A 13,587-nucleotide genomic window follows, 5' to 3' on the forward strand; every position below is an offset into this window, starting at 1 on the left:
TTGGATATGTTGTCCCATTGTAAAGTTTGATATAATTGGTAATCAAAAGAAGTCATCATAGTCAAAGGAGTGAAAAGCTTGGAATCTATCTCATCCTTGGCGGATCTGATCTCACAGAAGAAGCATGCTTCCCTTATCGAGGTGCCGGGAACGACGGCATGGACCTTCGGACAAGCGACATTGTCCACGACGCTGCCCATGAGCAAGCTTTTTCAGATCTATGAGATCGATCTGGAGGTTCAACGACAGCTGATCCCCCAGAATTTGTCCCGACTGATGGATTATGTACTGCTGTACCTGGATCATGACCAGACGATTTACTTTCCCGGTATTCTGCTCTCCGCCCGCGGGGCAGGACATTATGACGAGGAGACGGGGGCGCTTTATCTGCAGCCCATGGAGAAATGCTATGTCGTGGATGGTCAGCATCGGCTGGCAGCATTCCGCAGGCTGACAGAGATGCTGCAGAGCAATATGGCCAGAGCGAAGGACAGGCGGGAGTACGAGCGCATGGAAGAGATCACGACCAAGCTGCGCAAGCTGTACGACTTTCCGATGTCGGTCATGATCTACCGGGATATCGACGCTAAGCAGGAGAGGCAGCTGTTCTCCGATATCAACAAGCTGCCGCGCAAGATCGGCGGCAATCTGGCGGTCATGCGCGATCAGCGACGGTTTTATCATATCATGGCCAGCCGCCTGGTCGAAGAATACGAGGTGATGGGCCGGATTCCGGTAGATATGCTGTCCGAGCGAGGGAAGGGACCGGATTATTTATTCTCGTATGCGCTTCTTATCGAGCTGCTTATTGCTCTCTTCGAAGGCAGGCTAAAAGCCGCTGCACGCCATAATGGGTATCACTATACGGAACAGGAGTTGGAACGTGCGCTGGATCAAGCTTCCCATTATATGAAGCTGTTGCTTGCCTACTTACCCGAACCAGGCAAGGGCGAGCTCTGCTGGTCGGAGAATATCCAGGTTGCCCTGGGACTGTTCTTCCACGAGGAAGCCTTCAAGACGTCGCAGTTCAATCCGTATCATCTCGAGTATGCGATGAAGATCCTGCCTCATGTGCAGTGGCACACCATCTATCATGCGGACGAGAAAGACCGCTTGCCGCGCAGGAGCCGCATCATGAAAGCCTATCAGCATGTGCAAACTTTCTTCCAAGAACAGCATATGTTTCTTATCGAAGACAAGGAGGGGGCGAGCTAATGGACGGATTGCGGCTGATGATGGCGATCCACCCTTTCTGCGAACGCTTCGGCCTGGCGACGGTATCGCTGAAGGTGCAGGATCTGTTGAATTATACGACCATTGACCCCATGGTGCAGCGCAAGCTAAGTACGCTGCAGCGTCGCAAGATCGCTGCCTATCTGCAGGAGCGGGATTTGGACCGCGTGTTTTTTGGTACGGTAACGCTTTCATTGCGTGACGTCAGTTCCTTGGCCAAGGATGGAGAATCGCTGTTGCTCAAGCACGGCTCCAAACTGAGCATCCTCGATGGACAGCATCGGATCGTCGCGCTTGGCTACGTCAATGAGCAGCTGCTCAAGGAAAGCCGGCGCTACGACAAAAGGGCGTCTCAATTGAAGCTTCAATGCAGGCGGGAGCCGGATAACGCCGAGCTGGCAGAGGAGCTTGCCCAGACGGAGGGACTGTTGGCTGAGCTCGAGACACGGCGGCTGGATCTCAATGAGAGTGAGCTGTCCGTACAACTCTACATCGGTTTGAGCGAGGAAGAGGAGAGGCAGCTGTTTGGCGACATCAATGCCAAAGTTCAGCTGGTCAGCAAAGAGCTGGGCCATTCCTTTGACTCCACAGATCCGCTTAACCTCGTCCTGCAGCAAGTAGCGGAGCACAACGAGCAGTTGAAGGCAGCCGGTATCGAGCAGCGTAATAACTTGACCTCATTCAACAAAAACTACACTTGCTATAGCTGGCTATACGCTACGGCAACGCTGCTCTTCACCGGCAAAATGCAGCCCACCTACGAGCTTGCGCGCCGAATCCGCAGCGATCTCGCAGCACATATGGAGATCCTCCACCAACTGCTGAACGCGGTTCTGCCGCATATGCCGGATCAGCCCGGCCAGTCGCGATATATTTCCTCCAATCGGGTCGTGCAGGAATCGATTGCATTATACGCACATGAATTCCTGTATGTTGATGGTGTTTACAATCCGGAATGGACGGCTTGTCTTCAAGTGCTCCAGGGGATGGACTGGTCGCACGACAATCCAGAGCTGAGTGAGCGCTTCGGCCGTTTGGACAACGGCAAGCTCAACCTGGTGCATGAGAAATCGATGCGCAAGCATAGCAAGATGGCTGATTATTTGCGGGAGCGTTACCTGGTTTCCCAATAATTATGGCATGAATCCTCCTCTGTTCCATGTTACCATGGTAGACGTCGGGTACAAGACGTATCCAAACTATCATCAGAGGAGGCAATTCATCTATGAATAGTCGTAAGCTGCGTCGCTCGCTTGCAGGTGTGCTGGCTGCTGGTATGCTGCTCACTGGAGCAGTAACGGGTGGAGGAGCCGCTCAAGCTGCGGGGAACACTCAGGTTCAAACTTTCCAATTCTACAAAATGACCAATCAGAATATGCTCGATCAAATAGGCCAGCAGTACGGCATCGATCTGCAAAAGCTGTTCGAATCGTATCCGCAGCTGCAAAATCCTGGTATCCCGCAGGATGCAACTGCGCCTTCGCAGCCGGCCGATAACGTAACACCTCCGGCCAGTAACGGTAACACCGGCAACACCGGTTCGCAACCGGCAGACACAGGTGCTCAGAGCCAGGATAGCGCATATGCTGCCGAAGTCGTCAGCCTCGTCAACCAGGAGCGCAGCAAAGCCGGCCTGGCTCCGCTTGCTTCCGATGCGGCCCTGAGTCGTGTAGCGCTGGACAAAGCCAAGGACATGTATCATAACAATTATTTTTCTCACCAATCGCCAACCTACGGATCGCCGTTTGATATGATGCGTTCGTACGGCATCTCTTATTCCTATGCGGGCGAGAACATTGCCAGCGGCCAGCGGACGCCGCAGGAAGTCGTCACTGCCTGGATGAACAGTCCCGGCCACAAGGCTAATATCCTGGGCGCTAACTTTACGAAGATCGGCGTCGGCTTCTATAACAACCAATGGGTGCAGCACTTTACAGGTTAGTTGTAACACCGGGCGGTCCCTTTCTTCCCTGCGAAGAGAGGGGCCTTTTTTTATGTTTCCGGGGCCCCCGCAAAGTACCTGAGTACGCTTCGAAGCCTAGCCGCACTTTGTGGGGTTATGTACTTTACAATTGCACAGGATCGGAGTAACATGGTCATGAATTTACATAATCACTGATTGAGAGGACGAACTACATGCCATTAGTCGATCTGCCATTGGCGCAATTGCACCAGTATGAGGGAATCAACCCGAAGCCGGATGATTTCGATGCGTATTGGACGCGCGCTTTGAATGAAATGAAAGCGGTTGATGCCAAAGTTGAACTTATCCCCAGCTCATTTCAAACCCCGAATGCAGAATGTTTCGATTTGTATTTTACCGGAGTCCGCGGGGCACGTGTCCATGCCAAATATGTCAGGCCAACACATAGAAGCGGCAAGCATCCGGCCATCGTGCAGTTCCACGGCTACAGCGGGCACTCCGGGGACTGGTACGACAAGCTGGCGCTCGCTTCCCTGGGCTTCTCCGTGCTCTCGATGGACTGCCGGGGGCAGGGCGGGCTGTCCGAGGACACCGGCGGAGTGCAGGGGACAACCCTGAATGGTCATATCATACGGGGGCTGAAGGATGATCCCGATCAGCTGCTGTTCCGACACATCTTCCTGGATACGGCCCAACTGGCGGGGATCGCTCTGGAACTGCCTGAAGTGGATAGGAATGCCGTTTATGCAATGGGCGGCTCGCAAGGAGGGGCGCTGACGATCGCTTGCGCCGCACTGGAGCCGAGGATCTGCAAGCTTGCGCCGCTGTACCCGTTCCTATCTGATTACAAGCGGGTGTGGCAGATGGATCTGGCGAAGGATGCCTATCAGGAGCTGCGCAATTTCTTCCGTCATCATGATCCGCAGCATCTGCGCGAGGATGAGTGGTTCACCAGGCTGGGCTATATCGATATCCAGCATCTCGCGGACCGGATTCAAGGAGAGGTGATGATGGCAGTGGGTTTGATGGACACGGTATGCCCGCCTTCGACGCAATTCGCCGCTTATAACAAGATTCAGTCGGCCAAACGGCTGGAGATTTACCCGGATTTCGGGCACGAGCATCTGCCGGGCTTTATGGATAAGACCGTGCAATTTTTTCTGGAACCAAAAGCGCAGTAGGTCTGCGTAACGCCGCAAGCGAATGTCCAAATAGCCACAGCCCGTTTATGTAACAACGGGCTGTGGCTATGTGTGTATCAGTCAGACCTAGAGCTTGAAGACGGAGATCGTCCGCTGGAGCTTACCCACCATCTGCTGCATCTTGGTCGTCTCGTCGACAACATCCTGGACGGATGCGATCTGCTCATTCATGGAAGCCGAGACCTCTTCGGTGCCTGCTGCAGATTGCTCGGTGATGGCGGAGATGCTCTGGATCGCACTGGAGATCTGGCGTGCCGATTCCAGCATCGCGTCGCTCTCTTTGGTAAATGCCGCGATCTGGGTCCCGATAAACTCCACGCTGTTGACGATTTCCTGGAAGATCTGTTCCGTCTCGCGGATCATGTCGTTCTGCTGGCGAACGACTTCCTCGTTGTCCGCGATATTGGCAATCGCCTGCTGGACCCCTTGCTCAATGCTGCGTACCAGCCCGAATACCTCCTTGGTTGAACTGGCCGATTCTTCCGCCAGCTTGCGGACCTCCTGAGCGACGACAGCAAAGCCCCGGCCGTGCTCGCCTGCCCTCGCCGCCTCGATGGAAGCATTGAGCGAGAGCAGATTGGTCTGCTCGGCGATCTCGGAGATCGAGTGGGTTACCTTGGTGATCCCGTTCGCCTGTCTGGCCAACTCCTCGATCGTGCTGGCTACGACGGCAGTTGCCTCGACGTTTTTGCGCATCCCCTCCGTCTGGCTCTCCACGGCCAGCTTGCCCTTGGCGACCAGCTCCAGCGTCTGCTCGGAACGTTCGTTCATCTGCCTGGTGGAGGTGGCGTAACCGGTGACCATCGTTTCGATCTGGCTGATCGACTCGCTCATGCCGGATACATCCTCGGAGATTTGGTTAGCTCCTGTGGCCAGCTCGCCGGATGATTGGGCGACCTGCTCCATCACCTGCTTCAGCTGCTGGTTTTTTTCGTAGATGTTCCTTGTCGTATCGGATACATGGCGGGTTATGCCGGACGTTTCATTGAGAATTTCCTTTAGCTTGTCGATCATACTGTTGAAGGAATGCCCAAGCTCGCCCACGGATGAAGTGATATCCACTCTTTGCGAGAAATCCCCCTTGGCAATGCGAAACGCGACAGACGTCATCTCGTCGATTGTTTCTGTAAGCGCTCTCTCAATGAGCCGGGTAATTGGAAAAGTGAGAGCGGCTACGATCGCAATGACCAATAGACCGACCCACAGGCTGCCTCCGCTTACAAGGGTAACGATGACGATGGCAAGCGAGAACAAGGCGGCGATCACATAGCTGCCCAACAAAATTTTGTTACGGATGGACAATGATTTCATCCACGTCATAGTCATTGCTCCTCTTTTGTTAGAATAGCCATATTATAGCATCACCTGTCGTTATAGGTCTATAATTGCGCGCCATAATCTTGCAGTCGCACGAAAAAGATCGAAAATGGCCGGATTAGTGAGACTTTTGCCGTAAAAAACAATTGCTTTATAGTTTTGACGGTTTTATAATGAGTCTTAAGAACTAGATGGCAACATCAAGAAAAAAAGGATGAAAGGAAGTGAATAAAGATGAATTTGGAGGGACTACCATTGGCTAGACAGATCGATTATGTATTTCGTCAGTTGGAAGACGAGTTAACGAATGCGATTGCAGGCACGGTCACTATACATATCCGCAATAATGCAATCGGCAAGTATGGAATTCGCCACAATCCAATCGAATTCCGCAACGGTGCGACAGAACATACGGAGAAAGGGCTCACAGCTGCACAGGTCATGGCGTTCCGACAAATGGCGATCGATGCACTTCGCTATAAACGCAGCTGGACACATGGCGAGATTATGTACGATTTCTCCGTGCGCCCGCAGGCGAAGTCCTGGACGGCGAGCGTCCAGTTCGAGTCCAATTACAATGCGGCGAGCGGGATGTTCCGCTACCAGTCGCCCAAGAACAAGCAGCTGCGGGAGACCAATTAAAGAGGAGCAGGAGAGCTGCTGAAGGCCGAAAGCGCCGGAGCAGCCCCCATTGCTGCTGCTGCAGCAAGTATAAAAAAATGGCGATACGCGGGCTAACCCGCATATCGCCATTTTAGTTCAATGCTCTATGTTCATGGAAGGGGAAAATCCTTATCGGGAAAAGCGGCCTGCCAGCTGCTCTTCAGCCATTTGCACCAGGCGGCGGGTAATGTAACCGCCGATCGTACCTGTATCGCGGGTCGTCATATGCCCGTAGTAACCATCTTGCGGAATCTGGATGCCGAGCTCCTGGGCAATCTCGAACTTCATTTGGTCAAGCGCCGCGCTTGCTTGCGGTACAACCAAAGAGTTGCTGCTGCGGGATTGATTAGACATGGAAGTCACCTCCTTTGTCCCTTAGTATGGTCACAGCGGAAAATTCTATGCGACCAATACTGCAAGGAATCACAAGGAGAAGAATCCAATTAATTACAAATCAAGCCCAAAGTCATAATCGGGATAGACATACGGTGTATCAGATGGCGGGATCGGCTTGCTAGCAGTGGCCTGCAGGATCATGACTTCATTGCCATTGTACGTTGTCAGCTCGAGCGTGCCAGTTACCTGAAGCCAGCTGTCATCCTCAAATGTACCGGAATTCGCGTAACGAATCATCAGTCCGTAAGGCATCGAGTCGGCGGAGCAGCAATTCATGGCGAAGCGGCTGACGACGAACTGGTCAGGCGGCATCGCGCTCTCCCGATAGACAAAGCCGCTGATCCGCACAGTTTTCCCTATATAGTGCTCCCTGTACAGGTCGAGGGTGGTCAGCGTTTCGATAAATTGCTTCTCCTCTACCTCGATCAGCTCCTGCTGGTAGAGCTTCTTGGCGTTTTTGGCATAGGACTCTGTATAGATGTCGGCCGGAAACAGCGCATCGAGCGGGTCGACTGGCGCGGCAGGGTCGGCCTGCGCTGCCGGATCCGGCTGCGTCTTCGGCCCTGCCGCCGGCGGCTCCGGGACAATGGCTTGACGATTGATACTTTCCGAACCGCTGAGACTCATCCCTTTTTTGGCGGCCAGCATGCTGCCCATCAGTGTATCAGGGAGCAGGAAGCCGAGCAGCAGCGGGAATAAAAACAAGCCATACACGATCATGTTTTTTAGACGCGAAGGCGAGGGGGTGTGGTCGCAATCACAGTCTGGTGCTGCGCTACGCCCCATCCACGACTGCAGCGCGGCAAATAACTGGTACACTGCGGCGGCGTACAGAGCAAGCGCAGACAGCTTCACGTACATGGTCATGCGGGGGGCGATGTACAGAGTCAGATTGCCATTCCTGTCAAGCTGGACGATCAAAAAAGCAAAACCAGCGAGGATGACTGCCCGGAGCAGCTGATGAGCAAGACGGCGTCGGGTTTCTGTGTCAAGGGTCATTGGATATCCATCTCCTCTCTATAAACATGCATAACTTAGTTAATTGAAGAACAACCGTTCCGTCACAATCGAGCCAGCAAGCACAAGAACGAAGCACAAGGCAATCACCCATAATACGATCTTGGTCTTGAATGCGGATAGTAGCATCAGCGTCGTCTTCAGATCGATCATCGGACCGAATACGAGGAAGGCCAGCAGCGAGCCGCCGCCGAAGGTTCCTGCAAAAGATGCCGCGACGAAAGCGTCAGAAGTCGAGCAAATCGATAAGATAAAGGCAAAGCCCATCATGAACACATGCGCAAACCAGGGATGATCGCCGATCCCGATCAGCACTTCGCGGCTGAGACCGGTGTGGATCAGGGCTGTCAGAATCGCACCGAAGATGAGATACTTGCCCATCTCAAAAAACTCGTCTGAAGCATGGGACAGCATCGATCTCAATCGGTTGCCCGGTTTGCCGGAGGGACCGTGTGCGTGATCATGAGAATGGGCCTGATGCAAGGCATGAGCGGACACAGCAGCTCTAGGCTCGCGCAGCGGGTTGTTCTTCATGAAGCGGTACAGCAGCAAGCCGATCATAACGGATACGACAAAGGCCAGTCCCATCCGGGTATAGACGATCTCGGGCCGCGACCGGAAGGCGGCAAAGGTAGCGGTGTAGACCACCGGATTGATAATAGGGCCAGCCAGAATAAAAACAATCCCGATATAGGCAGGCATACCCTTGCGGATCAGCCGCCGCACGACGGGGATCATGCCGCATTCGCATAACGGGAACAGGATACCGAGCAGACTGCCGAACAGGACGCCGAGGACAGCGTGCCGAGGCGTAAATCGGCGGATCATATCGTCGGAGACGAACACCTGGATCACCGAGGAGAACAGCACCCCGAGCAGGATGAACGGAAATGCTTCCAGGATGAGACTGAGCAACATAATCTTAAAGGATTGCACATGAGCCCCATCTACACGCCAGGCCGCCAGGTCGGAGAATTGGGTGCCGGTAAAAATCATGACGACTAATCCGAGACAGCCGAGCGTAAGCGGGGGCAGGATCCGCAGGAGGAAGGTATTCAATACATCCGCCTCATTTCTTGTAAACATTACGATTTATAGTATAGCTTATGCTCGAATAGGCGTCTATAGGACAATCCTGTGAGGGAACTTGGGTAAAGGAACATAAAAAAACAACCCGTCGGGTAACGGGCTGCCCTGCAACTGGAAGAACGGGTTATGCGCGATAACGGTAATTGACGGCGGTCCGCTTGCGTTCCCGGGACTCCATCTCCTGGGTGAGCACCCGCCGGATATCGGTCTGGATACGAGACGAACAGCCGTGACACAGGTGGCCGGCATGAACAGGCGCCCCGCACAGATCGCATGCGTCACAAAGGTTGGGATAACTGTCATTGCGGAGCTTGCCGGATCTTAGCCATCCTCGGATACGAGAGGGGAGGATCCCGGCATGGGCAGCAGCTGCTTCGGTATCAGCCGCAGGATAACGTGCCATATAGCGTTCGACCGACAGCATCTGACGATCAAGCTCCATGGCGCAGCGTTGACAGAGACCGCGGAGGTTTTTCTGATAGATCTCGCCGCATTCCGTACAATGGGCTACTTTTAACTCGGTCAACATGTTGTCCATGCCTCCTGTCTCACGACGTAATAGTTCTAATGGACTAATATTACCATAGTTATTTAGATATTACACCACTTTTAGGTATTTTGAATCACCATTTTTTGATAGCGATCGGGTTTGCATGCCCTTGACAAATCTATTCCGGACAGTATAATCGTCTGTAATGGCCATGACAGGAATGAGTATCCTCGTGTGAAGCTGGAGCAGAGAGCCGGTGGTTGGTGCGAACCGGAGCAGCCGCGTTGCAGAATGGATCCTCGAGCCGGATATCGGAAGGCAGGCATAAGTGACTGCTGGGTAGGGTATTCCGTCGGTCCCGCGTTAAGGGATGTGAAGGCTTGCCGGTTAGGCAAGCGAATTAGGGTGGCACCACGGTCTCTCGTCCCTTGCGGCGGGGGCTTTTTTGCGTTCTGTCCGAATGAGAAGCGATATGGAGGGGTTCCAATGAAACGAGTGTTATCAGGCATACAGCCGAGCGGCCAACTGACGCTGGGCAACTACATCGGCGCGATTCAAAATTTTGTGAAGCTGCAGGACAGCCATCAATGCTTCTTTATGGTCGTTGACATGCATGCTGTTACGGTACCGCAAGAACCACAAGCGCTGCGCGAGCAGACCGAGTCGGTGGCGGCGCTGTTCCTGGCCGCCGGCATCGATCCTGCAAAAGCCAGCATGTTCCTGCAGTCGCATGTTCCGGCGCATGCCGAGCTTGGGTGGTTGTTCACGACGTTGTCCTACATGGGCGAGCTGGAGAGGATGACGCAGTTCAAGGACAAGTCGGAAGGCAAGGATTCGGTAGGCGCTGGGCTGTTCGTCTATCCCTCGCTGATGGCAGCGGACATCATGCTCTACAATGCGGACCTGGTACCGGTAGGCGATGACCAGAAACAGCATCTGGAGCTGACGCGCAACCTGGCGCAGCGCTTTAACGGCAAATACGGAGATTACTTCAAGGTGCCGGAGCCGTATACGCCAAAAGTTGGCGCTCGCATCATGTCGCTGGACGATGCCAGCAAGAAGATGAGCAAGAGCAATCCGAATCCAGCGAGCTATATCGCTCTGCTCGATCCGCCCGATGTGATCCGCAAGAAGCTCAGCCGGGCGACGACCGACTCGGGCAGGGAAGTCCGATACGATCCGGCGGGCAAGCCGGAGATCAGCAATCTGATGGGGATCTACGCTCATTGTGCAGGCAAGACGGTTGAAGAGATCGAAGCGGAGTACGAAGGCCAAGGCTACGGTGCCTTCAAGAAAAACCTGGCCGAGCATGTCGTGGCGCTTCTGGAGCCGCTGCAAGCCAGGTATTATGAGATTCGCCGTTCAGGCGAGCTGACCTCGATTTTGAAGGCCGGTGCGGAGGAAGCCTCTGTCATCGCAGGACAGACGCTGCTGGATGTCAAGGAGAGAATGGGCTTCGTCCTTCCGGGGTGACTTGGGTTTACTGTGACCGTCTGCGGATTCGGGCGCGCATGACAAAGCCGGAGCCGATCCAGCAGACGGTGAGCAGGGCCAGGGCGGCCGCCAGCCAACCATTGTGACTGAGGGCGATCGCGGTGGCGAACATAAACACTACACCGATGACGGCAAAAAATAAAGAAAGCGATTTGGACACAGAGAACAACTCCTTTCATAGGGCCGGAGCAGGCCCGAAAGTTTTTTCTCGAAACTTTTAAAAGCAGAGCATATTCTTCAACATCCCGCGCATACTAAGCTTGCACCAACAAACATTCGCAGAGGATGAAAGGAGAATTCCATATGGCAGGCCAATCCCGTAACAGCAACACTCTGGTAGTACCGCAAGCGACTCAAGCTTTGCAACAAATGAAAATGGAAGCTGCTCAAGAACTGGGCATTCAAATTCCTGCAGACGGATACTACGGCAACGTAGCTACTCGTGACGCAGGTTCCCTTGGTGGCTACATCACAAGAAAGCTTGTCCAAATCGCTGAGCAGCAACTGGCTGGTCAATCCCGTTAATCCGGCGTAAAAGCATCATCACAGCTCCGTCCTCGCAAGAGGGCGGGGCTTTTTAATTTGTTTATCAGCGAAGTTCATCGTGCTTGTAAAATGAAGGCCTCAAGGTAACGGATCGTTCTTCCGATCGCTGTTGTTCCCAGATTTCTTGATTATGAGTCCCTTAAAGGGGGAAATCCGGGAACAAAGGCGAGCGCTACGCTTCTCCAGAATCGATTCCGCACCCATCGGCATTTACTCACAATATGAAACCTTCACTTACTTATTTAAATTATTTAGTGAAAAAATGATTGCCCTTCCTCATTGTGCAGGAAGGGCATTGGGACGTCAATAGGTATTCATCCGCAGCCGCTTCTGCAGCCGGTCATCGCTGAGCCAGCCGACGAAGGAGCCGAGCGTATGGCTCTTGTGATCCATCAGCAGCACGGCAACAAACGGATATTGCTTGCGGTGGCGGTAGCGGACATCGGACCAACGCACTTCGACGCCCCATGAATGCTCGATGACCTGCGCGCAGGCAAACGACGTAAAGTAGAGAAAGGCAGCAATCGACGGGTCGGTTTTGGATTGTTCGACTGCCGGATGATCGGCGCAGTGGACATGATCCAGCCATGTCAGACGGCCATGCTTGAGCGAGCCGACATGATAGCTGCCATCGTTCATCTCCTTCAGCACATGCCAGTCGTAGGTGGAGATGGTAGGGATGAGGTGGTAGTGTGCCGCGCCTTCCGCGGCTCCCTTATCCAGTCTCAGCAGCTGATCCCAGGTGGTGCGGTGAAGCCAGCTGCGCCATAAGCAGTAGATCGTCAGGAACAGATACAAGATCGGGAAGACGACAGCCGGCTGCGCTCCCGCAAGCGCCCATAACAGGATGGCGAGCATGTGGGTTGTGAAGATGACAGGATCGAAGATCGGCAGGATATTCCACGCGATCCAGCGCTTCGAGAACGGCCACAGAGCTTGGGTGCCGTACGTATTGAGCAGGTCGGTGAAGACATGAAGCGCGACGGCAAGCAGAACCCAGCCGCCGATCTGCAGCCAGGGCAATGAACCTCTGAAGCCGACCTGCAGTGCTCCTGTAATCAAGAGCGTCCACAGCAGGACCGCAGGGAACGAGTGGGATAAGCCACGGTGATTCCGGATGTATGCCGCGTTGCTCTTGAGCCGCAGCAGTGAATCCAGATCCGGAGCCAGCGACCCGGCTATCGTGCCGAGCATGGCGGCAAAAAAAATCGTCTGATTCGAAGCAATCACGGGATCGACGCAGGCCAGTCCGGCCAGGCCGAGCCCCATGACAAGATGCGTACCGCTATCCATGAGACAACCTCCTTGATGGGTGAGCACGGATGACCGCTGCGCGGTTCGTGCGCTATACTGAGATCAGTATTTCTTAAAAACGCGCAAATTATGAAGGAGGTCAATTCGCTTGTATGTATGTATGATGGAGTATCGCATCGCCGGTGAGCAACGGACGGAATATCTGAGATGGGCGGAGCAAATGATGCAATCCTTTCCCGGCACTATTATATATGAAGGAATAGATCAATCCGGGCTCTTCGTGGAGATCTGGACAGCGGAGACTGCGGAGCAGGCGCAGCAAATCCAGGACGCTGCCCGCTCGGGAGGTGCGCCCTGGAATGAATTGCCGAAGTGGATAGGCGGAAGCAAAGTCAATGCCTGGTCATTCCGGCAATTATCTCGATAATTGGGCTGTGCCTAGTTTTGCAGTTGCGTTACCGTCCATGGGCGTCGTATTGGAGACGACTGTGCCGTGAAACGGATATTCATAATTGATCGGCTCGTCAAAGGTAATGTAATCCAGGTTGAGTGTAAGCAGCAGGAAGCGCATGCCGGTTACGGGATCGCTGAGGATAATATGGTCGCGTCCCGCAGCCTCGACAATGCCTTTGAATATTTTGGCGTTCCACTCGCGATTGTTCTCGTAGGTCATATAGATCGTGGCCATCTTGCCGCGGTTCAGGCGCAGGATGTTCTCGACATAGGATTCTTCGACGAGCGGGGCAGTCACAATATTGCCGCCGCTGGGGGTGACCACTGCGCCGCTTGGCACAGTGGGCGGCATCGTTGCGGCAGGCATCGCCTGCGCGCCCATACTGGACGGCATCATCGCAGGTGTGGCGTAGCCATAGCCGGTCGATGCCGGATAGCCTCCGTAGGCGGGGTGGTACCCGTGGGGTGTAGACATATCATTTCCTCGCTTTCACTGGGTTAGAGTCAGC

16 protein-coding genes and 1 other annotated feature are annotated in these 13,587 nt (G+C 54.0%); of the genes, 8 read left to right on the forward strand and 8 right to left on the reverse strand.

Annotation, left to right across the window (positions count from 1 at the left end; genetic code table 11):
- Positions 1-69: 69 nt before the first annotated feature.
- From ABC336_RS25335 to ABC336_RS25350, 4 genes are all read left to right on the forward strand, one after another.
- Positions 70-1,215, forward strand: coding sequence for a DNA sulfur modification protein DndB (locus tag ABC336_RS25335; RefSeq protein ID WP_413241296.1), 1,146 nt, complete (start codon positions 70-72; stop codon positions 1,213-1,215).
- Positions 1,215-2,366 (forward strand): DNA sulfur modification protein DndB, encoded by a 1,152-nt coding sequence (locus ABC336_RS25340; RefSeq protein ID WP_413241297.1) that lies wholly within the window; start codon positions 1,215-1,217, stop codon positions 2,364-2,366. Before ABC336_RS25335 ends, ABC336_RS25340 begins: the two co-directional genes overlap by 1 nt.
- A gap of 92 nt (positions 2,367-2,458) precedes the next feature.
- A complete protein-coding gene (locus ABC336_RS25345; protein ID WP_413241298.1) occupies positions 2,459-3,175 on the forward strand; it encodes a CAP domain-containing protein in 717 nt (238 codons plus the stop codon).
- Between the two features lie 194 nt (positions 3,176-3,369).
- On the forward strand, positions 3,370-4,338 hold the full coding sequence (locus ABC336_RS25350; RefSeq protein WP_413241299.1) for an alpha/beta fold hydrolase: 969 nt from the start codon (positions 3,370-3,372) through the stop codon (positions 4,336-4,338).
- Between the two features lie 87 nt (positions 4,339-4,425).
- On the opposite strand, the gene ABC336_RS25355 is transcribed toward ABC336_RS25350, so the two are convergent.
- Positions 4,426-5,679, reverse strand: a complete 1,254-nt coding sequence (locus tag ABC336_RS25355; RefSeq protein ID WP_413241300.1) for a methyl-accepting chemotaxis protein — start codon at positions 5,677-5,679, stop codon at positions 4,426-4,428.
- Between the two features lie 231 nt (positions 5,680-5,910).
- On the opposite strand from ABC336_RS25355, the gene ABC336_RS25360 reads away from it, so the two are divergent.
- On the forward strand, positions 5,911-6,318 hold the full coding sequence (locus ABC336_RS25360; RefSeq protein WP_413241301.1) for an O-methyltransferase: 408 nt from the start codon (positions 5,911-5,913) through the stop codon (positions 6,316-6,318).
- Positions 6,319-6,468: 150 nt separating this feature from the next.
- Here ABC336_RS25360 and ABC336_RS25365 read toward each other — a convergent pair whose 3' ends face one another.
- The 4 genes from ABC336_RS25365 to ABC336_RS25380 all read right to left on the reverse strand — a co-directional run bounded on the left by ABC336_RS25365 (position 6,469) and on the right by ABC336_RS25380 (position 9,370).
- Positions 6,469-6,693 (reverse strand): alpha/beta-type small acid-soluble spore protein, encoded by a 225-nt coding sequence (locus ABC336_RS25365; RefSeq protein ID WP_413241302.1) that lies wholly within the window; start codon positions 6,691-6,693, stop codon positions 6,469-6,471.
- Positions 6,694-6,786: 93 nt separating this feature from the next.
- The gene (locus ABC336_RS25370) at positions 6,787-7,734 is read right to left on the reverse strand and encodes a TIGR03943 family putative permease subunit (protein WP_413241303.1); all 948 of its coding nucleotides are present in this window, start codon (positions 7,732-7,734) and stop codon (positions 6,787-6,789) included.
- Between the two features lie 39 nt (positions 7,735-7,773).
- A complete protein-coding gene (locus ABC336_RS25375; protein ID WP_413241304.1) occupies positions 7,774-8,811 on the reverse strand; it encodes a permease in 1,038 nt (345 codons plus the stop codon).
- A gap of 154 nt (positions 8,812-8,965) precedes the next feature.
- A complete protein-coding gene (locus ABC336_RS25380; RefSeq protein WP_413241305.1) occupies positions 8,966-9,370 on the reverse strand; it encodes a hypothetical protein in 405 nt (134 codons plus the stop codon).
- 163 nt (positions 9,371-9,533) lie between these two features.
- Positions 9,534-9,763: a binding site (T-box leader), on the forward strand.
- Positions 9,764-9,817: 54 nt separating this feature from the next.
- Between ABC336_RS25380 and trpS the strand changes: the two genes are divergently transcribed.
- Positions 9,818-10,804 (forward strand): tryptophan--tRNA ligase, encoded by a 987-nt coding sequence (gene trpS, locus ABC336_RS25385; RefSeq protein WP_413241306.1) that lies wholly within the window; start codon positions 9,818-9,820, stop codon positions 10,802-10,804.
- Between the two features lie 7 nt (positions 10,805-10,811).
- Here trpS and ABC336_RS25390 read toward each other — a convergent pair whose 3' ends face one another.
- Positions 10,812-10,985, reverse strand: a complete 174-nt coding sequence (locus tag ABC336_RS25390; protein ID WP_413241307.1) for a DUF5325 family protein — start codon at positions 10,983-10,985, stop codon at positions 10,812-10,814.
- A gap of 143 nt (positions 10,986-11,128) precedes the next feature.
- On the opposite strand from ABC336_RS25390, the gene ABC336_RS25395 reads away from it, so the two are divergent.
- A complete protein-coding gene (locus ABC336_RS25395; protein WP_413241308.1) occupies positions 11,129-11,350 on the forward strand; it encodes an alpha/beta-type small acid-soluble spore protein in 222 nt (73 codons plus the stop codon).
- 324 nt (positions 11,351-11,674) lie between these two features.
- Here ABC336_RS25395 and ABC336_RS25400 read toward each other — a convergent pair whose 3' ends face one another.
- The gene (locus ABC336_RS25400) at positions 11,675-12,664 is read right to left on the reverse strand and encodes a metal-dependent hydrolase (RefSeq protein WP_413241309.1); all 990 of its coding nucleotides are present in this window, start codon (positions 12,662-12,664) and stop codon (positions 11,675-11,677) included.
- 109 nt (positions 12,665-12,773) lie between these two features.
- On the opposite strand from ABC336_RS25400, the gene ABC336_RS25405 reads away from it, so the two are divergent.
- Positions 12,774-13,052: a hypothetical protein gene (locus ABC336_RS25405; protein WP_413241310.1), complete on the forward strand. Its 279-nt coding sequence runs from the start codon at positions 12,774-12,776 to the stop codon at positions 13,050-13,052.
- Here the strand turns inward: ABC336_RS25405 and gerQ are convergent.
- Complete coding sequence (gene gerQ, locus ABC336_RS25410) at positions 13,041-13,553, reverse strand: spore coat protein GerQ (RefSeq protein WP_413241311.1); 513 nt, start codon at positions 13,551-13,553, stop codon at positions 13,041-13,043. The genes ABC336_RS25405 and gerQ overlap by 12 nt on opposite strands.
- Positions 13,554-13,587: the final 34 nt, after the last annotated feature.

The organism is Paenibacillus jepli (genome assembly GCF_047238105.1).
Lineage (GTDB): Bacteria > Bacillota > Bacilli > Paenibacillales > Paenibacillaceae > Paenibacillus_D.